14 protein-coding genes are annotated in these 23,048 nt (G+C 67.1%); 9 read left to right on the forward strand and 5 right to left on the reverse strand.

The features are described from left to right. Positions 1-424 precede the first annotated feature (424 nt). Together O7604_RS27150 and O7604_RS27155 are read right to left on the reverse strand one after the other, a co-directional pair. Entirely contained in the window at positions 425-841 is a 417-nt protein-coding gene (locus tag O7604_RS27150) for a hypothetical protein (RefSeq protein WP_281578217.1), read from the reverse strand. Then, a complete protein-coding gene (locus tag O7604_RS27155) occupies positions 838-3,300 on the reverse strand; it encodes an AAA family ATPase (protein ID WP_281578218.1) in 2,463 nt (820 codons plus the stop codon). The genes O7604_RS27150 and O7604_RS27155 overlap by 4 nt, the downstream gene beginning before the upstream one ends. A 94-nt stretch (positions 3,301-3,394) precedes the next feature. Here O7604_RS27155 and O7604_RS27160 point away from each other — a divergent pair, with 94 nt between their 5' ends. The 7 genes from O7604_RS27160 to O7604_RS27190 all read left to right on the forward strand — a co-directional run bounded on the left by O7604_RS27160 (position 3,395) and on the right by O7604_RS27190 (position 16,399). Beyond that, positions 3,395-4,204 (forward strand): hypothetical protein, encoded by an 810-nt coding sequence (locus O7604_RS27160; RefSeq protein ID WP_281578219.1) that lies wholly within the window; start codon positions 3,395-3,397, stop codon positions 4,202-4,204. Next, on the forward strand, positions 4,201-5,331 hold the full coding sequence (locus O7604_RS27165; protein ID WP_281578220.1) for a hypothetical protein: 1,131 nt from the start codon (positions 4,201-4,203) through the stop codon (positions 5,329-5,331). Before O7604_RS27160 ends, O7604_RS27165 begins: the two co-directional genes overlap by 4 nt. After that, entirely contained in the window at positions 5,328-6,836 is a 1,509-nt protein-coding gene (locus O7604_RS27170) for a hypothetical protein (protein ID WP_281578221.1), read from the forward strand. Before O7604_RS27165 ends, O7604_RS27170 begins: the two co-directional genes overlap by 4 nt. A gap of 64 nt (positions 6,837-6,900) precedes the next feature. Further along, positions 6,901-9,225 carry a DUF262 domain-containing protein gene (locus O7604_RS27175; RefSeq protein WP_281578222.1) on the forward strand — a complete coding sequence of 775 codons (2,325 nt, stop codon included), beginning with the start codon at positions 6,901-6,903 and terminating at the stop codon, positions 9,223-9,225. 5 nt (positions 9,226-9,230) lie between these two features. Next, positions 9,231-10,577, forward strand: coding sequence for an AAA domain-containing protein (locus tag O7604_RS27180; protein ID WP_281578223.1), 1,347 nt, complete (start codon positions 9,231-9,233; stop codon positions 10,575-10,577). A 54-nt stretch (positions 10,578-10,631) separates the two neighbouring features. Beyond that, the gene (locus tag O7604_RS27185; RefSeq protein ID WP_281578224.1) at positions 10,632-13,691 is read left to right on the forward strand and encodes a DEAD/DEAH box helicase family protein; all 3,060 of its coding nucleotides are present in this window, start codon (positions 10,632-10,634) and stop codon (positions 13,689-13,691) included. 23 nt (positions 13,692-13,714) lie between these two features. Next, positions 13,715-16,399, forward strand: coding sequence for a site-specific DNA-methyltransferase (locus O7604_RS27190; protein ID WP_281578225.1), 2,685 nt, complete (start codon positions 13,715-13,717; stop codon positions 16,397-16,399). A gap of 9 nt (positions 16,400-16,408) precedes the next feature. On the opposite strand, the gene O7604_RS27195 is transcribed toward O7604_RS27190, so the two are convergent. Genes O7604_RS27195 through O7604_RS27205 form a run of 3 tightly spaced genes read right to left on the reverse strand, consistent with a single transcriptional unit; the run spans position 16,409 to position 21,552 of the window. Then, positions 16,409-19,192: an ATP-dependent DNA helicase gene (locus O7604_RS27195; RefSeq protein WP_348650996.1), complete on the reverse strand. Its 2,784-nt coding sequence runs from the start codon at positions 19,190-19,192 to the stop codon at positions 16,409-16,411. Between the two features lie 9 nt (positions 19,193-19,201). After that, positions 19,202-20,179 (reverse strand): phosphotransferase, encoded by a 978-nt coding sequence (locus O7604_RS27200; protein ID WP_281578227.1) that lies wholly within the window; start codon positions 20,177-20,179, stop codon positions 19,202-19,204. Then, complete coding sequence (locus O7604_RS27205) at positions 20,179-21,552, reverse strand: tetratricopeptide repeat protein (protein ID WP_281578228.1); 1,374 nt, start codon at positions 21,550-21,552, stop codon at positions 20,179-20,181. Before O7604_RS27205 ends, O7604_RS27200 begins: the two co-directional genes overlap by 1 nt. Positions 21,553-22,134: 582 nt before the next feature. On the opposite strand from O7604_RS27205, the gene O7604_RS27210 reads away from it, so the two are divergent. Further along, positions 22,135-22,380 carry a hypothetical protein gene (locus O7604_RS27210; protein WP_281578229.1) on the forward strand — a complete coding sequence of 82 codons (246 nt, stop codon included), beginning with the start codon at positions 22,135-22,137 and terminating at the stop codon, positions 22,378-22,380. Between the two features lie 456 nt (positions 22,381-22,836). Further along, positions 22,837-22,995: an FxLD family lanthipeptide gene (locus tag O7604_RS27215; RefSeq protein ID WP_018829768.1), complete on the forward strand. Its 159-nt coding sequence runs from the start codon at positions 22,837-22,839 to the stop codon at positions 22,993-22,995. Positions 22,996-23,048 lie beyond the last annotated feature (53 nt).

Raw genomic sequence — 23,048 nt, forward strand, 5'->3', positions numbered from 1 at the left:
CTTGGGTCGGCCGGGACCGAGGATCAGAGCGCTCTCCGATACATACCGCTCACCAAGCCGCCCTGCCATCCTGTCTGCCGTCGACCCGCCCGCCGGGGAGCGGGCCGCCGCCCGGCCCGCCAGGTCAACCGGACCTGGACAGCTCGTACGGACGCTGGCGGGCCGGGCGGCGGTCTGCTCGGCTTGCCCGGGTCGATGGAAGACAGGATGGCCCACCGCCACCACCCACAGGGCTGGCGGCCGCAGACGGCCTCCGGCCATCCTGGAGCCGGAGCGCCCCCGCCGGAGGCGTCCTAACCTCGATCGACGCGGCGTCCAGCTTGCCGACCAGCTGGCCCCCCTCCAGCGGCCCGGGTTGCCCAAGGCCTCAATCGGCCCAACCCAGCAGCCCTCACGCGCCTTGATGCACCGCATCCACCCCAGGTCAATCGTGGTCATCGGATCCCCGTTCGTGCCCAACTCGCGCCGCAGCGAGGTCACTGATGACCGTTGCCACCATCTCCCGCAGTCGGCGCAGTTCTCCCGCAGTGAGACCAAGCTCGTAGCAGTGGTGGTGGCCAGCGCGGGACAGCGCCGACCAGGCGTATCCAGCCCGGGCGGCGATGGACCGGCCGGCGTAGCGGTCGAGGATCAGGAATTGCGGCGAGCGGGCGCGCATCGGTAACACCTCGGGGTGGCAGCGCCACCAGTAGTCGTCCATAGCGGCCTCGAGTGCGAGCCGAAGGAGCCAGGCGCACGCTCGCGGCCAGGCGCCGCGGGTGCCTCGTACGACGCTGGACAGCAACTGGTCGGCAGCTTCCAGGCAGCTCTCCGGGACAGCCACGATCGGGCCGGCGGTCATCGCAAATGCTCCGCGAGTCGGCGCGCGTCTCGCACCAGCACATCGAGGTCGAACGTGCCCGGTCCGTGCACACCCTGCTTGCAGGCCTGGAACGCATCACCGGCCCAACCACCGAAGCGGTTGATTCGGCCGAGCACATCCTTACCGCGGTGCAGATCGCCGAAGAGCGCCAGTGCCGTCACCTGGTTGAGCGTCAGTGCCTTCTCGATGAGTTCCTCCACGTCGCCGTGGCGTTCGCCGCGCGCGATCCGCTCCCGCCGGATCCGCTCATGGCAGGCGGCCTCAAGAGCTGAGCGGCAGAACCCGGAGACCAGGGGGTAGCGGGCGTTGTCGGCCAGTCCCTCGGCTTTGAGGATCGCGGTGGCGTCGTTGAGGTACCGCTCGACCGGGTCGCTGTTCTTCCGGATTTCCACCACCGATTCGTCCCGCCGGGTGACCGCCCAGATGGTGGCCTCGATGCGCAACCGGCGTACCGCCTCGGGCAGCCGGTTGTCGTGGGTGAAGACCACGACCTGCCGGGTCTCCGCCAGGCTGGCCAGCACCTGCGCCAGGCCGTCGACCTTCGACGGGTCCATGCTCTGGACCGGGTCGTCGATGATGACGAACCGGAACGGGCTGTCGTCGGCGCAGGCACGAGGCAGGAACACCGACAGACCGAGAGCCTGGAGCTCGCCCTGGCTCATGACCGCCATGGCGGAGGTGGTGGTGCCGTCGACCTTGGCGGGGAAGGAGATCTTACGGCGGGTGTTGGTGCCGTCGAGGCGCATCCCGCTTAGTTCGACGTTGCTCTCCTGACGCAGCTCGTCCCAGATTTCCTGGGACCGCTGAGCAAACGGTTGGAACCGCTGGTCGCGCAGCGCGCTGATCGCGCTCTTCAACCAGTCCCGGGCGGCGTTGACGCGCTTGAGCTTCGCCTCGTTCTCGGCGGCTGCCCGGGCCCGGACCAGCCAGTCCTCCAGAGCGACGGCGTGCTCACGCCAGGCGTCGTGGCGGTGCCGGAGCCAAGCGTTCGCCGCCTCCTGCAACTCTATGAACGCCTCGAGCAGCGGCCGATAGGTCGCCTGAAGGTCTCCGGCGATCTGGTCGTCTGAGAGTTGGTCGGTAGCAGAGTGGAGCTCATCCGCCCGTGAGCGGAACCGCTTCACCACGTCAGCCTGGTCGAGGGCGCCAGCCAACATCTCCAAATCGTCGGTGCTGATCCGTCGATCGAGGTCGAGCAGCCTCGCGACCCGGGCCCGGGCGTCCTGAAGCCGTCGGTGCCCCTCCTCCACGGCGACGGCGTCGCGCTGAAGCTTCTCGAGCGTGTCGCCAGCGTGAGTGCGCCAGTCGACGTCCAGGGTCCCCGAGCCACAGACGGGGCAAGGGCCGTCACCGTGCTCGTCGTGGAAGGTGACGGCCATGCGGAGAAGCTGGGCCGCCTGGTCTGCCGTGCCGGCCCGGGTGGCGGAGAGGTCAGCGACCTGTGCTGCCGCAGCCATCAGCTCATTCGACACCTCGTCTGCGTAGGCCACGTCTGGAAGCGCTACGGCGACCAGGCGGCGGGCCGCGACCGCGACCGGGTCGCTGACGTCGCTGCCGGCGTCGGCAAGCAGCTGGTCGAGTGCATCGAGGTCGGGAGCCCGTTTCGCGAGGAGCGCGAGCGCTGTCTGGGCCCGCGGGTCGTCGACACCGGTGAGTGCGGCACGGAGCGCGTCGCGCGCCGTCCTGACGACGGCGATCTGATCACTCAGATCCTTGCGGATCCGCATCAGCCGCTTGTCGGCGTCGATGATCGGGTCCATGCCGAGGATCGGGGCCAGCGCGTCGAAGAGCCCGCTGGGCGTGGAGGTGACGAGCCGAGCGAGGTCACTCGCGGTGAGGAACGGCCGGTAGACCTCGAGCGGTTGTTGCCATCCAAGCTCGGCCGTCTCCCCATAGCGGTTGCCGTCATCGGCCAGGATGTTGCTGCCGCCCTGGTGTGCCTCCGTGTGGTCATCGCGCCACGAGCGGCGTACCCGGATGGGTTTCGCGGCTCCATCGGCGCGCAGCAGCACCTCGATCTCGCACGGCGACCCGCAGTGCAGGTTTCGCCAGCCGTCCTTGAAGACGCTGTTGCGGTCGACCCAGCGCGCACTGTCGCCGGTCAGGGCCAGCTCAGCGGCCTCCGCGTAGCTCGACTTGCCCGAGCCGTTTCGACCCACGACGAGGGTGAGCCCAGCGTGCGGCTGCAGCCGGAGGCTCTGCTGTGGACCGACACCTCGGAAGCCTGCAACGGTGATCGACTCAAGATAGAGCGGCTGTGGACGCGGTCGCGTCGACGGGTCCCGGGTCGGCAGTTCGACGGAATCTCCGCCGAGGACGGCGGCAAGCTGCTCGTCCCCGACGTACGCGGCGAGCACAAGATCTACGAGGTCGTCGGGGACGCTGTCCTCGGCCAACCGGTCGAAAACCTGGTCAAGTAGCGACTGGTCCGGGGCCATACGGGTCTCCCTTCAAGGCCCGACGGTAAGTATTGTTGCCTACGCCAACAACCTGCCCGACGGGTGATTGCTGGAAAACACTGGAACTTGTACCATGTTCCTCGTGGCCGAGTCCATAGAAAACCTCGAGCGTCGGATTGAAGACCTGCGAACAGCGGTCCGCCGGGCAGTGATCGCGCGCGACACCGCCCGAGCGCACGCGATGCGGGCTGAGCTGCGAGCCGCCGAACGTGAATGGGAGAAGGCGCTCACGGACCTCGCCGACGCGGCAGAGGACGACACCTCCACCGCGAAGCACGACGCGCCGCTGGTGCCGGTACGCGAGCAGGTGCACCACGCGCTCACCCTGCTGTCGGTGCCGGCTGCACCCAAGCTGATCGCCGAAGTACACGCCGCCTTCTACGGCGCCGGAGCCACTGGGATCGCGGCGGGCAAGCTCACCCACCTGCGCCGCGACGAAGAGCGATCCTTCCGCACGGCGCGGCATTCCCGGCCGTACTACCTCTGCTCCGCGCTGACCGCTGAGCACCTGGCGCCGGCCCGCGGCCTGCTGGCCGTATCCACCTGGCCACTCGATCGGCGCATCATCGGGCCGCTGAGCCCGCGTGTCGACTTTCTGACAGGTGCCATCAAAGTGGCGGAACGGGCGACCAGGATGTCTGAGCAAGATCCGGGCGTCAGCAGGCTTCTCTGGAGATTTGCCACCACGATCCCAGGGGCAGCCGAACCGCATGGAGGGGTAGACGCAGCCACGGTCATGGAGGCGGCTCAGGCCGAGCTCGACGTGCACGCGGCGGCCGACCAGGCGCAGCGGAAGGCTGCGGCGGAACGCGCCCGCCGGCAGATGGACGAGGCCGAGCAGCTTTTCGGCAGCAAGCTGCGTGTACTCAGGGGGACGGCATGACCAACGTCGGCCAGCGACTGGCCGCGATCCGAGGTGGCGGTACCGCGAGCCGCCACAATGCTCGAACCATCGCCGCTCTGACCACTAACCCGGGTTGCGCCCGCAGGGCGGTGCTCGACTGCGCCGGCGTCGACAAGCAGCGCCTGGCCGCCTACATCGACTACCCGGCCCGCTTCGGTCAGTCGCAGTTCGCGATCACCCGGGGCAACGCCTTCGAGGCCCAGGTCAAGGCCAACGGTTGCGCCCAACTGCTGCAGTTGCTACGGGAGCGCCTCGACCTGGAGATTCCCGAGGTCTCCTACGACGACTTGGAGTCGGTCGCGGGCCGCGAGAGCCAGGACGTTCGGTACGCCCGGTCACGTGCCCTGCTCACCCGGGCGGCGGCCCAGGTCGACGGAGCTGGCACGCTCTTTGACCACCCGCTGCTTCGACTCGAGGTAGCCGGCCAGCAGGCCTACCTGGAACCGGACCTGATCGCGTTCCAGCACGATGGGCAGTTCCACGTGGTGGAGATCAAGTCTTTCGCGGTCATCGACGGCCAGGGCGATCCGGGCAAGGTGGCCGCCGCGGCGATCCAGGCCGCCGTCTACGTGCTGGCCATGCGTGAGCTGCTCGGCGAGGCCGGGTACGACCCCCAGGTCGTCTCGCACGATGTCGTGCTGGTCTGCCCCCGCGACTTCTCCAATCAGCCGATGGCGGTCCGGGTCGACGTTCGGAAGCAGCTCGCCGTGTTGCGCCGTCAGCTGTCCCGGATGACCCGGATCGATGCGCTCCTGGCCGACCTCCCGGCAACGCTCAGCTTCGATTTCGCTCCCGACGAGCGTGGGGTGCCCACCAGGTCGCCGGCTTCGCTGGTCGCTGCCCTCGAAGCCGTCGAGGCGCGGTACTCGCCGGAGTGCCTGGCGAGCTGCGAGCTTGCGTACTTCTGCCGGCACGAGGCTCGCGGGTGCACGGCCGCGCTTGGCAAGTCTGCGCGGGATGAGGTAGGCGGTATCGAGCGCGTGGAGACGGCGCTGGCCATCGCACGCAGCCAGCTTGCCCCTGCTGAGGACCAGCAGGAGGCCGCCGAGCTGCTGCGGGCTGCAGCACGGCTGCGCGCCGAGCTGATGAGCGGGGTGGCCAAATGACCACCCTGACCACCCTGGCGCGGGCCGAGGCGGTGGTCGAGGGCATCGCCAAGCGGATCACCCTCGTCCGTCACGTGCACATAGCTGACCGGCCCTTGGTCTTCATTCCGCTCACCATGGCGGGCGAGGCCAATGCGCCGCTCGCGGCAATGGTCGGTGACGACCCGGAAGACCCGACGTTGCTGATCGTGCCGCAGCCGCGTAACCGCGACCAGCGGTTCGCCTTCGCGGCCGACCTGGCGGGCGTCGTGGTTCCCTACATCAACAACTTCCACGGGACCGTCGAAGCGACGAATAAGGGCAAGGCCACCCGCCACCGCTACGCGGACGCGCCGCAGCTGCTCGTACCAAACCCGGGCGGGGTCGGTTTCACCCGGCTCTTCGGGCGGTCCACGCGCTTCCGCCGTACCGACGGCGACTACCCGGTGGACCCGTCGGTGCCTCTGCTCGGCCGCTGGCTGACCTACCTGGCCGAGCGGGCCGAGCATCCGGGCTCCTCGTCCCTGGTAGCGATGACCCAGGCACTCTCGATGCACTGGGCCACCGGGCAGAGCCCGCTCGAGGACGCGCAGCTGGCCGCGCTTCTCGCCTGGATCACGCCCCCGCCGAGTATGACGGGCACCGAGGCTGCCGCCGCGGCCGAGGACCCGGTGAACTGGCCGCCGGCGGGTCCCGCCACGGACCCCACCTTCGACAACGAGGAACTGGCCCCGGCGATGGCCGCGTACGACCGGGCGGTGACCACGGGTTCGCAGGTATCCCGGTGCCGAGTCAAGCTGGAGAACCTGCTGCGGTCTCAGCTCGAGCCGACCTGGCGACTGATGTGGCAGGCGATCTCTCTGCTGCGGGAGCTGCCCGCCGGCGCGCACGTGGCCAAGCGATGGACGGAAGACCGGGATGCGTTCACGAATTTCACGGCGTATCACGAACAAGGCGGGATCCCGCAGCCCCGCCGCGACGGAGCGGTCGCGGCGGCCAGGAAGCTACACCACATGGAGCGGGCGCTGACCTCGTACGACGTGCAACGCGCCTACGACGATCCGATGGTGATGGCCGAGTACCGGCTCACCGGAGAAGCATTCGTTGGCGAGGTGACGGCAGCCCACCCCACGCGGGTGGACAGCAGCGGGAAGAAGCGGGTGTTGCGCCCCTGGATCGCCGTCACCACTGCCGACAGGGTTCTCGTTGCACCGGGCACCGCCTTGTTCTCCCCCGAACAACCCGAGCAGCAGAAGGCTCGAGTGATGTCCGTGGCGCCGAAGGACGACGGTACGACCGCGGTAGTGCTGGAACTGACCGGCGGGATGGGGCGCGCGCTCACCCCGGCCCCCGGCACCGTGCCAGAAGTGGGACGGCGCATCTGCTACACCACGCTCAGCGACTCCTTTATGCCGTCGGGCACCTTCCCTTCTCGGGACGAGACGCCGTGGACCCACGGCGGGCCGCCAACGCCGTACGAGGACACCTCCCCGACGGCCGAGGACGCCCACGAGGAGTGGTCTTGATCTACCCTGACCCGCCGGCACCAGCATTCGATGATCAAGCGTTCAGATCCGTGGGGGAGCTGACATGAGCAAGTTGGGCACGATCCTCGATCAGATTGACTCCGGCACCGTGCTGCTCCCGGAGTTCCAGCGCGGCTACGTGTGGAACCGGGATCAGGTACGCGGTCTGATGCGCTCGCTCTACCTCGGCTTTCCCGTCGGCGGGCTGCTGGTGTGGGAGACGGAAGCCGACCATGGCTCCGTGCGAGGCAACACCCACGTCGGTGGCGGGGTGAAGCTGTTGCTACTCGACGGGCAACAGCGGATCACCTCCCTGTATGGCGTGGTCCGCGGCAAGCCGCCGGCGTTCTTCGAGGGTGACCCCGCCGCCTTCACCGGCCTGCGGTTCAACGTCGAGGAGGAGACCTTCGAGTTCTATGCACCGGCGAAGATGAAAGACGACCCCACTTGGGTCGACGTGACCGAACTCTTCGTCGACGGCATCGAACCGCAGATCGGCAACCTGACGGCGCACCCAGACACCATGCCGCACTTCGCGACGTACATGGGTCGGCTCATCCGGCTGCGGAACATCCTCGAACGCGAGTTCCACCAGGAGAAGATCACCGGCGCGGACAAGGGCGTCGAGGTCGTCGTCGACATCTTCAACCGGGTCAACTCGGGCGGTACCAAGCTCTCCAAGGGCGACCTGGCGTTGGCCAAGATCTGCGCCGACTGGCCCGAGGCCCGCTCCACCATGCGCAAGCACCTGGGCACCTGGTCGACCGCCGGCTTTCAGTTCAACCTCGACTGGTTGCTGCGGAACGTCAACGCTGTCGCGACCGGGCGTGCCCAGTTCGAATCGCTCGAGGGGGTCGGCTCGGCCGACTTCGCCCAGGCGTTGACCTCCAGCGAGCGCTACATCAGCGGATTCCTCGACGTGATCTCGGGTCGGCTCGGCCTCGATCACGACCGCGTGTTGATGGGCCGCTACGCCTTCCCCGTGGTCTCCCGCTTCCTGCACCTCAACGGCGGCTCGTTCGCCGACGCGACACAGCGTGACCGGATGCTCTTCTGGTACATCCACGCCGCGTTGTGGGGACGCTTCGCCGGCTCGACCGAGACGATCCTGACCCAGGACTACGAGACGGTCGCCCGCGGTGGCATAGACGGCCTAATCACCAGCTTGACCCGCTGGCGGGGCGGCAACCTGGTGATCGACGGTCAGGACTTCGAAGGCTTTGGTCGGGGCTCCCGGTTCTACCCGCTGCTCTACCTGCTCACCCGGGTGCTCGGCGCCCGTGACTTCGGCTCCGGGCTGGAGCTCAAGAGCGAGATGTTGGGGCACCTCACCTCGCTTCAGGTGCACCACATCTTCCCCAAGGCGCTGCTCTACAAGCACGGCTACGGCCGGTCCGAGGTCAACGCGGTCGCCAACTTCTCCTTCCTCACCCAGCAGACCAACCTGGCGATCGGCAAGCGGGCGCCCGAGGACTACTTCGCCGAGACCCAGCAGAAGCACCCGGGTGCGCTGGAATCCCAGTGGATCCCGACCGACCCGCAGCTCTGGCGGCCCGACCGCTACCTGGACTTCCTTGCCGCCCGACGCGAGCTGCTGGCCAACGCGGCCAACGGCTTCCTCGCCAACCTCCGGGACGGCACGAAGCAGGCCGTCGAGCCGCTACGGCCGGTGGTCGTTGTCGCCGAGGAGGAGACCGACGACGTCCGTGCCGGGCAGGTGAAGGCCCTCGTCGAAGAGCTGGTCAACGCGGGCTGCGCCGAGCCCGCCCTCGACAGCGAGATCGCGGATCCCGCCACCGGTCGGGTGTTGGGGGTGGCGGAGGCTTACTGGCCGGACGGGCTGCAGCCCGGGCTGGGGAACCCGGTCGTGCTGGAACTGGACGCCAACCCGGAGCTCGCTCGGATGGAGGAGCTCGGCTACGAGGTCTTCACCTCGGTCGACGCTCTTCGCGGTTACGTGGCCCGCCGCAATGAGCAGGCGGCGGGACTCAGCGACGCCGACGGTGAGCCCCTCGGTGAGGAGTCGGACACCGAAGCCGCGACGGCCGTCGTGCCGACGCAGCCCGGCGGCGACCAGGGCACGGTCGCGGACTTCGAGCGGGCGATGCGCGGGGTGTACGAGGCGGCGCGGCGCGAGGCCGGTTACAACGCCACTTACTTCCTCGGCATGATCGCCGAGCACGGTGGTCTGGCCACCGCGAAGAAGCTGCTCGCGAGCCCGGTTGTGTCCGACGGGTTCGCGGCGCTGTGGGAGCGCGGGCGACTCGACCTGACGGTGGAGGCGCTCGTGGTGAAGCCCGAGTACGAGTCCCTCTTCACCCCGGACGAGCTCGACATCGCCCGTCACCGGCTGCGACAGTTCGACTACGACGTCGCCGCGCGGCGGTGAGCACCATGAGCACTCTGCTCCTGCCGAACGCGCCGGCCGACCCACCGTCGGTCCAGGCCGAACGGGTCATCACCGATGTGCTGGCGGACCTGCAATCCGGCCTGCACCGTGGTGTCGTGGTCGACTCGCCTCCCGGGGCCGGCAAGTCGACCCTCGTCGTCCGCGCCGCCGTCGAGCTGGCCCGCGCCGGCGAGCCGCTGATCGTGATCGCGCAGACTAATGAGCAGGTCGACGATCTGATCGACCGGTTGGCGCAGAAAGCACCGGAACTGCCCATCGGCCGGCTTTCGGCGACCGACTACACGGCCACCGATCGGATCAAGCGATACCCCACCGTCCGGGTGGCCGCCAAGGTTGCCGACCTCGGTGGTCCGTCAGTCATCATCGGTACGGCGGCCAAGTGGGCGCTGGTGTCCGACGGCTGCTGGCCCTGGGCCATCGTTGACGAGGCTTACCAGATGCGGTCGGACGCTCTCCTGCGCGTGGCCGGCCGGTTCGAGCGGGCGCTGTTCGTCGGCGACCCCGGCCAGCTCGACCCGTTCTCCACCGTCGAAACCGAGCGGTGGACCGGACTGACCTGGGATCCGATGCTGTCTGCGGTGGCGGCCCTGCTACGGCACAACCCTGACCTGCCGGTGCACCGGCTGCCGGTGTCGTGGCGACTACCTCCCTCGGCGGCGCCGGTGGTGGCTGAGGCCTTCTATCCCTTCACCGGGTTCCAGGCCGGCACAGACCCTGGCGAGCGGTCGCTGTCCTTCACCACTTCGGGGTTCGGACACGGGCCGATCGATGCGGCGGTGGAAACGGCTGCGGCGACGGGGTGGGGGCTGTACGAGCTCCCGGCCCGGCACACGCTCCGTACCGATGCGGAGGCGGTCGCGGCGTGCGCAGCTCTGGCACGTCGTGTACTGGAACGGGGAGCGGTCGCCATCTCGGAACGGGAACCGGGTGGAGCGGCGGTCACCGCGGATCGAATCGCGGTCGGCGCTGCCCATCGCGACCAGGTCGCTGCGATCCGCGCGGAGCTTGGCGCGGCCCGGGCAGACGTCACCGTCGACACCGCCAATCGGCTGCAGGGCCGGGAGTACGACGTGACGATCGTGCTGCATCCGCTGTCGGGACGGCGGGACGCCACCGCCTTCCACCTGGAATCGGGGCGGCTCTGCGTGTTGACGTCTCGGCACCGCCAAGCCTGCATCATGGTGGCTCGAGCGGGGATCGCCGAGCTGCTCGATGCACATCCGTCGAGCGAGCCGGTTCACCTCAACGTGCCGGTCAAGTTCCCCGACGGCTGGGAGGCGAACCAAGCCGTGCTCGCGCACCTGACGGGGCACCGCATCGCCGGCCACTGATCCCGCTTCCAGCTACCGCCTGCTTTTGAACCAGCATCCACCGAAGGTGCCAACATGCCAGACCCTTCCACGCTCACCCCGGACCTCAGCAATCCGATCATCAACTCGCCGTATCAACCGCCGGAGCACCACTTCGAGATCGGTGAACACGGCCCCACCGGCAAGCTCCTCCCCGGTCGCCGACCGAGCGAGTCCTTTATCCCGGTTCCAGTCAGCAAAAAGGGACGCAAGGGCGCCGTTCAGCAGGCCTTCGACTTCGACGTCACCGGCGAGCGGCGTGAGTCGAACTCTCTCATCAATGACATCCGGGTTGCAGTCGAGCGCTGGCGCGCGAACAACTGGAACGGCGTCACGCCGTACACGAGGAAGCTGCTGGCGCACTGGGCACCGGGCCCACATCGTGACGACGCCGTGCTGTTCTGCCAGCGTGAGGCGGTCGAGACCGCCATCTTCCTTGCGGAGGTCGCCGGGCGCCACGGCACGGCCGACTACCGGCGACGCCTGGAGCCGGAGAACCAGCTACACAACGACGGGCTGCCGCGGATCGGGCTGAAGATGGCAACCGGGTCCGGCAAGACGGTGGTCATGGCGATGCTGATCGCCTGGCAGACCATCAACAAGGTGATGACGCCACGGGACGCACGTTTCGCCAAGCGCTTCCTCGTTGTGGCGCCGGGAGTGACCATCCGCGACCGCCTCGGCGTCCTCCATCCGGAACGGGACGACAACTACTACCGCGCGCGGGACCTCATCCCATCGGACCTGTGGGAGCCGCTGCTTCAGGCTCAGGTCCAGGTCGTCAACTACCACACCTTCCTGCCCCGGGATGCCAAGGAGATCCAGGGCGTCTCCAGCAACACCCGCAAGCTGCTGCGGGGTGGACGCCCGGACATGCCCGATGCCTTCCGGGAGACCCCGGAGATGGTCGCCGACCGGGTGCTGCGGCCCTTCGGCTCCACCGAGGGTGGCATCGTCGTACTCAACGACGAGGCCCACCACTGCTATCAGGACAAGCTCCTGGAGCACCCCGACGACGAGGCGGACAGGGAAGACGAGGATCGCAACCGTGAGGCCCGCGTATGGTTCCGCGGCCTGTTGGATCTGAGCCGCAAGACGAAGGTCAAGTCGGTGTTTGACCTCTCGGCGACGCCGTACTACCTGAAGGGCTCTGGCTACAACGAGGGCTACATCTTTCCCTGGGTCGTCAGCGACTTCTCGCTGATGGACGCCATCGAATCCGGCATCGTCAAGATTCCGCGAGTACCCGTGGACGACGACGCAGCCACCCGGCAGCCGGTGTACCTCAACCTCTGGGACAACATCAAGCCACCGCTGCCCAAGCGTCGGAGCACCAAGGGCGTGGATTTCGGGCCGCAGGGCTGGGTGATGCCGGAGACGTTGGAAGGGGCACTCCGCAGCCTATACCGCAGCTACGAACAGAACCACCGACGGTACGAGGAAACGCTGGCTGCGGCCGGTGAACCTCCGCCCGTGCTGATCGTGGTCTGCCCCAACACGATCGTCTCCAAGTGGGTGTTCGACTGGATCGCCGGCCGCGAGGTCGAGCACCCCGACGGATCGACTCGCCTCGCCGCAGGCAACCTGCCGCTGCTGAGCAATGTCGATGACGGCGTTTGGACACCTCGTCAGCGGACAATCCTGGTCGACTCTGTAGCGCTGGAATCCGGCGGCCCGCTCGGCCCAGAGTTCCGCAAGGACGCCGCTCGCGAGATCGAGGCGTTCAAGCAGGCATATCGGCTGCGGAACCCCGGCGCCGACGTCGACTCCCTCACCGACGGCGACCTGCTGCGCGAGGCGATGAACACCATCGGCAAGAAGGGCAAGCTGGGAGAGCACATCCGCTGCGTCGTGTCCGTCGCGATGCTTACGGAGGGCTGGGACGCCAACACCGTCACCCACATCCTCGGCGTACGCCCCTTCCGCAGCCAACTGCTCTGCGAACAGGTGGTCGGGCGCGGACTCCGCCGGCGCAGCTACGCGGTGAACGCCGAGGGCCGCTTCGAGCCGGAGTACGCGGAGGTGTACGGCGTCCCGTTCGCGTTCATCCCCAGCGACCGGGCCATGCCGAAGCCGAAGTTGACCCGGCCGGCGGTCGAGGTCCGCGCGCTGCCCGAACGGTCGCATCTCGCGATTCGCTTCCCGAAGCTGGACGGCTACCGCGTCGAGCTGCCCGATGAGACGCTGCACGCCGACTTCACGGCCGAGTCCCGCCTACACCTCGACCAGCGCGAGGTCGCCCTGTGGGTACAGAACCAGGGTGTGGTGGGCGCTGCCAGCGACGTCGACCTGGAGGACATCCGTCTCGCACGTCCCCAGCGCATCGCCTATTCGATTGCGAAGCGGCTGATCGAAGAGGAGCGGTACTTCGCGGCACACGCGGGCGTCGAGCGACCCTGGCTGTTCCCCCAGCTGGTCGACATCTGCAAGCAGTGGTTGGAGGAGTGGGTCACGACCGACCCCGAAGTGACGAAGGGGCACCTGCTGCTGACGCAGGCGTGCGCCCGGGCTGCGGAGAAGGTCTACTCCTCGATCATCCGGCTACAGGACAACCGCACCCCGGTACTCATGCCGGTCGTCCGACGCATGGACAGCGAAGGTTCCACGGATGACGTCCGCTACCTGACCCGCAAGGCAGTCATGGATCCTCCGCCTGAGAAGTCGCACCTCAACCACGTCGTTCTCGACGGGGCGCGGGGCAACACCTGGGAGGAAGCCCTCGCCGACATGCTCGAGCGCGACAAGCGGGTCTACTCGTACGTCAAGAACGAGCGGCTCGGCTTCACCATCCCGTACGTATTCGAGGGCCGCAGCCACGAGTACGTGCCGGACTTCCTGGTGCGGCTCGTCACCGAACCCGGCGACGTCGAACGCACGCTCATCGTCGAGGTGTCCGGCGGCCGGAAGTCGCCCGGCCCCACCTGGGCCAAGGCCGACACCGCTCGGAACCAGTGGTGCGCCGCGGTCAACAACGCCGGCGACTTTGGCCGCTGGGGTTACATCGAAGTTGGCAACCCCTTCGACGCGCACGCTGTGCTTCACACCGCCATCGAGAACCTGTACGCCGACCGGCCGATCATCGGCCTGCCCGCCTGATCCTGCGAAGGGAACCCGCACCTATGCCACCGCGGAAGAAGGCCACCACCGGGCCGACCCCCGTCGACGCCATCACCTACAACGACAAGCGGACGAACCTGCCGACAGCCGACGCACACGATTTTGTGGATCCCGAGATCGAGAACCCGTTTGTCTTCAAGTACCCGCGACCGCTCTACAGCCCGCAACTCGTGTGGCGCGGCAAGGAGGAGCAGGACCTCGCGGAGCACCTCGAGGGCAACGCTCCTCCGATCTACATCCAGGAGAAGATCGATCCGCGAGTGCTCATCGAGAACCTCCGCCAGACGTCAGCACGACCTGAGGAAGAGCCCGAGCTGACCCTGTTCGACGCCTTCGACGGCTTGCCCGAACTCGACCTGGTCGACTTCTACCAGCACGAGGCCAACTGGTCGAATCGCATGATCTTGGGCGACTCGCTGAACGTCATGGCGAGCCTCGCGGAGCGGGAGCGCCTCCGCGGCAAGGTCCAGATGATCTACCTCGACCCGCCGTATGGCATCAAGTTTGGCAGCAACTGGCAGGTGTCCGCCCGCAAGCGCGACGTCAAGGACGGCAAGCTCGAGGACGCCACCCGCGAAGTCGAGCAGATCAAGGCCTTCCGTGACACCTGGGAATACGGCATCAACTCATACTTGACATATCTCAGGGATCGCCTCTCTGTTGCCAAGGAGCTACTCACACAGAGTGGCTCGCTTTTCGTGCAGATCGGCGACGAGAATGTGCACTTGGTGCGCTCCCTGATGGACGAGGTGATGGGAAGCGAGAACTTCGTCAGCCTTATCACTTTCGTAACCACGAGCGGGTTCTCCCAATCGACGGCTCTGCCAAGAAATGGGGACTACCTACTTTGGTATGCGAAAGACGCGCAAGCCCTCAAGGTTAGAACCTTGTGGGTAAATGCTCCAGATCGCCAAACGTACCGCTGGGTGCTACTGCCGGACGGCACCTACCGCGGGATGACCGCAGCAGAACTGGCAGGAAGCCAGGCACTACCCCCGGGAACAAGGATTTACACTCCCGGCGACCTACAGTCGCAGGGCGCAGCAAGCGAGCCCCAGCCATTCGAGCACGAGGGTAAGGTTTACCGCCCGGGAGCCAATTCACATTGGAAGGCGAATTATCCCAAGGGCATGGAACGGCTGGCCGCCGCTGGACGGCTACATGTCGCAAAGAACAGCGTGAGATATCGGCGATTCGTGGACGACTTCCCCTACCAGGTCCGTACCAACCTCTGGGCAGACACTGGGACCGGCAACTTCACCGACGACAAAATCTACGTAGTGCAGACGAATGTGAAGGTTGTCGAGCGCTGCATCCTCCTGGCTACTGATCCGGGCGACCTGGTCCTAGACCCGACCTGCGGTTCCGGGACCACAGCCTTCGTCGCAGAGCAGTGGGGCCGCAGGTGGATAACTGTAGACACTTCGAGGGTTTCACTGGCACTGGCGCGGCAAAGAATTATGGGCGGCCGCTTCCCCTGGTATCTGCTGGCTGATTCAGAGGATGGACGGAAGAAGGAGAGCGAGCTTTCGGGCACGCCGCTGCCGCGGGCAGATGCTACCGGGGACATCCGCCACGGGTTTGTGTACGAGCGAGTGCAACGAATCACACTTGGGTCTATTGCAAATAACCCTGATGTAAAGGAAGGCATGGAGCCCGCTCAACTTGACGCGGCAATCCGCCGACACGCGGAGTACGAGTTACTCCTCGACAAACCATTCGAGGATTCACGGAAGGTGCGTGTTGCGGGGCCATTCACAGTCGAAAGCCTCTCGCCTCACCGTTCGGTCGCCTTCTCGGGTAGTGCTGTTGATGAAGAGCGCGCAACGCGAGCGGCCGAAGGGAGCGACTCTCAAGGCGATGCTGAATTCGAGCAGACCGTGATCGCTAACCTTCGCACCGCAGGCATCCAGAATGGCCGGAAGAAGGAGCGTCTGACTTTCGACTCGATCGAGTCGTACGCTTCGCCGTACATCCAGGCCGTGGCCGTCCGCGAGGACGCGACCGACGGCACACCCAAGCGGGTCGGCATCACCGTTGGTCCGCAATATGGAACGGTTGGACCGTCGTTTATCAAGGACGCGGCCCGGGAGGCAAACCGCACGCGGGACGTCGACCTGCTCTGCGTTCTGGCCTTCGCCTTCGACCCTGCCGTGCTCGGTACTGCCGACGACGACTACGTGACCTCCGAGGAAGGCTTCGCCAACGTCGCCGCGGAGCGGCGGCTCGGTCGGGTACCGGTCCTGCTGGTGCGGATGAATGCCGACTTGGTCATGGGCGAGGAACTCAAGAAGACCGGGGCAGGCAACCTGTTCACCGTGTTCGGCGAGCCGGACATCGAGATCAAGCGGGAGGACGACGAGCTGCGGGTGCTGCTGCACGGCGTCGACGTCTACGATCCCAACACCGGGGAGCTACGCAGCAACGACACCGACCAGATCGCGCTATGGATGATCGACACGGCTTACAACGGCGAGTCGTTCTTCGTGCGGCACTGCTACTTCACAGGCGGGCAGGACCCGTACAAGCGGTTGAAGGCGGCGCTCAAGGCGGACATCGACCCGGACGCCTGGGCGAGCCTCTACGGCACCGAGTCGCGGCCGTTTGCCCGACCGGAGACTGGGAAGATCGCGGTCAAGGTGATCAACGACTACGGCGACGAGGTGATGAAGGTCTTTACCGTCTGACGGTGGCGCTCATCGGGCGGATCCGCAGATGGTCCTTACCTCGCAGCGGCGGCAGCGGGGACCGGGGTTGGGTTTGTAGTCGCGTGCCTTGACGCGCGCGGCGGCCTCGGTCACCGCTGCCTCCGCCCGCTGCAGGGCCTCTGGGTCCACAAGGACTGGAAGGCGGGCGGAAGCCTTGAGGTCATGCACGTACGCTGCACGCACGTCGAGGCCTTCTCGTCGCGCAGCATCGGCGTAGACCTGAAGCTGCAATGCATGCTCAGATTCGCCAGCCGAGACGGAGGTCTTGTAGTCAACGATCGCGAGGGCGTTCGTTATGCCGCCTTCCTTGTCAAGGATCACGTCGGCTCTGCCGGCGACGGTGACGCCATCCAGGTGCAGCTCGAAGGGACGCTCCGTCTCCCAGACCCGGTACAGGTCGGCTTCGTGCTGTGTCGCGTACGCCATGACAAGCCGGCGTGCGGCGTCGCGGAGCTGGCGGTGCGCAGCCTTGTTGGCGGTGGGTAGGAAGAAGCTATTGTTCAGAATTTCGTCGATCTGGTCCGCATTTGGCACCCGGCCGCTGGCCTTCGTGGCCTCGGCAACCGCGCGCATGACGTGGTGTACGGCCTTGCCGTAACCGAGCTCGGTGGCGAGGCGCGGCTGGAAGCCGATCAGCTCCCGTAGCCGGAACGCCTGACCACAGTCCATGAACGCGGCCAGCTGGCTGTAGGTCATCGAGATCGGCTCGTCACCGCCGTGCCCGTTGCTCTCGATTGGCGGGAAGGCGACGTTCTCTGGCTTAACTTCGACCTGCCCGATCTCCTGGTGATACGGGCTCCGCGCCACCCGCCGTGTCGTCACCCGCTCGTGGCGGGAGACCGAGAGCCAATCCCGTGCACGGGTCATCGCGACGTAGAAGAGTCGCCGCTCGTCAGCATCCGAACCTTCGTAGCGGGCCGCGTCGAATCGATCACGCGGGACGAGCCACGACTGTGGCTGCCCCGTTCGGCTGGAGGGGAATCGAGTGGCGGTCATCGACGGCACGAACACCGCCGGCCACTCCAGGCCCTTCGCGCGATGCACGGTCGTCAGGTCGACCGCGTCCAGAGCGAAGTCCACTTCTCCGTCGAAGCCTTCGTAGGCGCCCTGGGCGTAGTTGACGATGTGCAGCGCAAGGTTCCGGTAGTACCAAATGCCGCGGTCTTGGCCGCCGAGCTGCTCGGTGGGCGCATCAGGGTCGGGCCGGGCCCGGCGCCTGACCGATTCGTAGTCGGCGAGTAGGGACGTGAAGCGTGCCAGGGTGCCGAGGCGGTTGATGGTCATCTCGTCGGTCGGGTCCCAGGATCGAACCTGCAACTCGAGGAACAGCTCGTACAGCTCGCCGACCAGGTTGGCGGTGCGGTTGGTACGCGGCACTGCACCCTTCCACTCGCGAAGGAGTCGAACAACCTGACGCCGCTCAAGCCCCGACAGGTTGAAGACCCGCTCGTACTCATCGAACAGGTCCGCGTCCGCAACCGGCTGACCCGTGCCGAAGGCGCCCCGCCACTCGGTGTCGGCGAGCCAGACGAAGGTGCGGCCGAGAATTCTCGCCTCCGGCTGGTCGAAGAGCCCGGAGCGACCACCGGGTTGTACGGGGATACCGAAGGTCGCGAACTGCTCCACCAGGCGCGGGTACGCGGCCCTGCTCCGGACGAGCACGGCGATGTCTCGCAGCGGGACACCGTCGTCGACCAGGTCGAGGATGTAGCTGACGATCCAGCCTGCCTCTTCGGTCTCCGTCTCGGCCGTCCACACCACAACCTCCGGCTGGGGGCTGTCAGCGGAGGGTCGTTGGGGCAGCATCTGCTTGTCAATGCGTTCGGGAATCGTCTCGGCGAAGCGGTTGGCCACGCCGATGATCTGGGGGCGGCTGCGCCGGTTCACAGTGATCTCGAAGGTTGCCACGTCGGGGTAGCGCTGCGGAAACGTCACAATGTTGGAGACGTCGGAGCCTCGCCACTGGTAGATGGCTTGCTGGTCGTCGCCGACGACGCACAGTTCCACCTGCGGGCCGGTCAGCAGCTCGATAAGCCGTTCCTGCGCCGGGTTGACGTCCTGGTACTCGTCGACGATCAGGTGGCGCAGCGTCGCATGGATGTCGGCTGCGAACGCCGGGCGCTCCAGTTCCCGCACGGCGCGAACGACCTGCTGGCCGTAGGTCAGCAGCCGGTAGCGGTCGAGGGTCTCGTAGTAGTTGTGGAGGACAGACTTGACCGGGTCGGGCAAAGGATCAGTGTCGAGCAGCTCGTTCTCGACCACGTCGACCGCCTTGAGGAACGCCGCGATCGACGCAAAGAGCCGGTTCCCGGGATCGAGCTGGCGCAGCTCGAGTCGGTTCGCCTCTCGCGAGAGAAATGCGGTGAGCTGGTTGTCATCAAGCACGTCGTACGTCTCGTATCGAGGCACCCGCTGCTGCAGTAGGCGGAAGCAGAAGGCGTGGATCGTGCCGACGAACAGACCGTTCAACCGGTCGAGGGCTGCCTTTCCCAGGCGCCCTTCGACTCGCTGAACGATGCGGTTCTTGAGCTCCTCTGCCGCCCGCGCTGTGAAGGTGAACGCGACGATCGCTTCTGGAGCCACGCCCTCGGCCAAGAGGTCCACGACTCGCTGAGACACAACCTCCGTCTTGCCTGCGCCGGCGGAGGCGATGATCTGGAGGTGACTGCCTCGGTGACGTACGGCTTCCAGGGCTGGGCCCGTCAGCTGCGGAGATCCGTTCTCAGCTCGCTCTGACACGACGGCTCCCGTCCGTTGGCTGGCTACGCGCACTCCGGGGGACTATCGGTATCGACGCCATGTGGCCTTGAGATCGTCGGAAAAGAGCGATCGAAGCCGGTGCGCCAACTCGCGAGCTACGTCGGGACGGCCAGCAAGGGCGTCGATGGTACTGGTAACGAGCTGCAGCTCCCGAACCCGGCGCAAGACCGGCCAGCCCACCCACATGGTGATGTCGACCCCGTAGGCATCGACGAAGCCCTGGTAGTCGGCAGGTGAGCGCCCGAACCGGGTAGCGCCGTGGGCAGTCGGTACGAGGTCCCACTCCCGCGGACCGATACACATCCCGTCCAAATCGCAGAGCAGAGGCTCTGAGCGGGCGATCGCACCGTCGACTGCTGCCGGCAGGAGGACGTTCCCGGTGTGCGCGTCCCCGTGGATGACGCCCGGCGGCAGCCGCCACGCGACCCGACCGAGATCCTCTTCTACCTCGTCGCAGTGCAGGTGAAGATCGCGCAGCAGGTTGGCGGCCGGGAACCCCAACTCTGTCCTCGACCACTGCTCCAGCTCGGCGGCTTCCTCGGGTGGTAGCGCTGCGGCAGCGTTGAGACGCCGGCGAAACTTCTCGATCGGCAACCAAAGTGGCAGCGCTACATCGAGCCGGTCCAGGCTGTGTAGGGCACGGAGTGGCGCGGCGAGATCGACCGGCTTGGGCTCGTCGCTGACGGTCGGGACGTAATGCCATGCCGTGGCGACCCAGTCTCCACTAGAGATCGGCTGAGACCCCACCCCGGAGGCCAGCCGCACGGTTGGCATGCCGACCTGCTCCAGGCACGTGGCGACCGACACCACCCGGCGGGCGAGCGTCGCAGCATGGGGACCGGAAGCAAGTCTGATCACGAACGGCGGCGCCACGAACACCGCGTTCATCGTGTACTTGACGAGGCTGGCACCAACCGGGTCGACGCCGATCTGCTCGCAGACGTCGCTCAAGTGCCCATGGAGCTCGGAGGCGACAGCATCGCTGAGTGCAGTGGTCATCAGACCGCCTGAAGCTCCGCGATCCGGCTGCCGAGAGCAGCCAGCGCGGGCTCTCGCGCAGCCTGCGGCGCGGCAAGCGCCCACAGTGCGTTCAGACGATCGTTGACGCGCGCTGACCGCATCCCGTCCGCCACCAGCCCCACCGCCTTCATCCCGTACTCGCCAGCGGTAGCGAGATCACCGGCCAGGATACTCGCGGTGGCGACCGAGATCGTGTCGAAGATGAAGGACCGGCGATCTTGCGGGCGGCGTAGCCGCACCGCCTGGTGGGAGTGCTCAGCGGCGCTGTCTACGTAACGCACATGCTCTGGGTGCCGGGCCAGGGCGGAATAGACGACGGCGGAGATGCCGTGTACGTCGGCCTCGGTCAGCGCGAAGTGGGTCCAGGCCGGTGCGGTGTCCAGGTCTGCCTGATCGAGCTCGCGCCGTGCCCGGGTCAGGCTGTCGACGACCTGGTGATCGGCGCCCAGCAGTGCGTAGGCCCAGGCAGAGTTGGCGTGCAGTATGCCGACGCTGGCATGGCAGCCGGCCTGCTGTGCGGCGAGCTGCCCGAGGCCGAACAGTTGCAGCGCTTCGGAGGGCTGTTCCTGGTACAAACTGACCCGCCCCAGGCGATACAGCGTGTTGGCCAGTAGCGGCAGCGAGTCGGTCTGTCGCGCCAGGACGAGGCTCTGTGTGAGGTGTCGGCGCGCCATGTCGTGATCGTCGAGATCGTGCGCCACCCAACCGACGAGGTTGTGCAGCTCGGCAAGGGCAGCCCGCAGCTCCGCAGCTACCACATCGTTGCACTGCACCTGCAGAAGCTGCGTCGCCCATGCCACGTACCCGCGTGCGGATTGCAGGCAGCGCCCTCCCCCGGCAGCGGCATCAAGCCGGCGGTGAAAGGCGGTCACAGCACGAACGGTGGCTACTTCGTCCTGGCCGACGGCGGCCGGGACGACGACCTCCTGAGAGGTGGGTAGCAACCGCTCTACGTCAGCGGGTATGGCGCCTACCGCAATGCTCGCGACGACGCCGAGCAGCTCGCGAGGATCGAGCGGCGCGGCGACTCCGGCCTGTTCGAAGGACGAACCCTGCCGGTGGCGAACAGCCTGTTCATCGAGGGCGAGCCCCATGTAGTGGCGGGGGATGCACAGCCCTTCCGCGATGCGCTCCAGTACTGAGTAGTCGGTGACGATGCGCCGGCCTGCGGCGATTTCCGAGACCCGGCTGGCGCCCAGACCGGTTGCAGTCGCGACCGCTGACCAGCTGAAGCCCCGATCCTTCAGGAAGCCGAAGACCGCGCCGATGTCGTGGCGCGCGAGGTGTACCCGAATGCTGACGCCGCGGTAAATGCCCTCGTGCCACCACTGCGGCCTGACGACCCGCTGCATGGATTGTCACTCCCTCCGACCGCGGATACTGCGCACAGTAGTCGTCCGCCTGCGAGATGTCCGCCCTGCCGCCGGCCCTGCGGCCCGCCGTCTCACCGTGAGAGGCCCACCGTGAGGCGCTCACCGTTGACTAGCTGGCGACAGCCCGCATCGGCCAGGGTCGTTGGCATGCCAGTCAGACGCCATCGCCTCCTCCGGGTTCTCGCTAAGGACTCGGCGACCGGAGCAGATCAGACACCGGTGCCGACCCCGGCAGGTGACGACGGCTGTCACGAGGCTGACCCGGACCGGTTCGGGGTGGGTGCTGTGCAGGAGGCCCGCTCGCCTCGGACCAATGCGCGGCCGGAGCGCGTGCAGGCGTTGACCCGAGACGTCGGCACCTCTCCCGCCCGCGCACGCCGGAGGTCTGTGCTGCTCGGGATTGCCGTCCCCCGTGCCATCCCGAGCCGGACCGCCGGTGCCGTGGTGGCGTGCCGGTGCCATCGTGCGCCGGCACGCCATCGCGGAACGCTCCGCAAGCAGCCAATTCCCAAGGCCGCGGGTCACCCGCGGCTGCGCACCGATGCCTCACAGGAGCAGCTCATGACCGGCCAGCACCCGACGGTCCCACGTCGGTTCGCCTTGGTGCGGTACTCCGACGGCGATGACAGCCGAATGATCGTCGCCTGGGGTATCGAGCTGCCCGACGGCTCCACCGTCTCGGCAAGCATCGACGACCAGACGGTCGCCGTCTGCAGCAGAGCTGCTCATTGCGAACTCATCCACGGCGCCGAGCTGGTCTGGATCCATGGCGAGATCGATGACTTCGAAAAGGAGAGATCGTCATGAAGGCCGCCGGCGTGGCCAGGAACCAGTACGCGCAGGCCTCCCCGGACAGCGAATTCCGTGCGACCGCCCGCGTGGTCCTGAACATCCATCGGGACGATAACGGCTTCTGTATCGGCTGTTACGTCTACTTCCGCCAGCTCAAGCCCTTCCCCTGCGAGTACCGCTCGTGGGCAGCACGAGTGATCGCCACCTACCTCGCGCCGACACCCGGGGCTGGCAGATCCCCGGCTCACGATCGTCGACCGGAGGGCACCCGGCCGGTCCCAGCCCTCCGACTGGTGCCGCCGTCACTGCCCTGCCTCCGACGACACGGTGGTCATCCGCCTGGATTAGCACTACGCCGTCGGCATCTCGATCTCCGCCTGGATCGGCGGTAGCGGCGACCCGTTCCAGAGGGACGGACGCCGAGCTTCATGGCGGGTCAGGGAGACCCGCGGCACCGAGAAGGAGGAACACATGGCAAGCGGAACGCTGGAACTCAGCGCGACCGGCAGCGACGACGAGTTCGACCTCGATGTCAGCCTGCTCGAGGTGGCGGACCTCGCCGGTCTGGTCAACCTGACCGACGACGGCTGCGGCAGTACCTGCACCGCCTGCACCACCAACGTCGCCTGATCAACCCCCTCCGCAAGACCGGCCGGCGCCGCCACGACGGTCGACGCCGGCCG

The sequence above is a fragment of the Micromonospora sp. WMMA1947 genome, assembly GCF_027497355.1.
Classification (GTDB): domain Bacteria; phylum Actinomycetota; class Actinomycetes; order Mycobacteriales; family Micromonosporaceae; genus Micromonospora.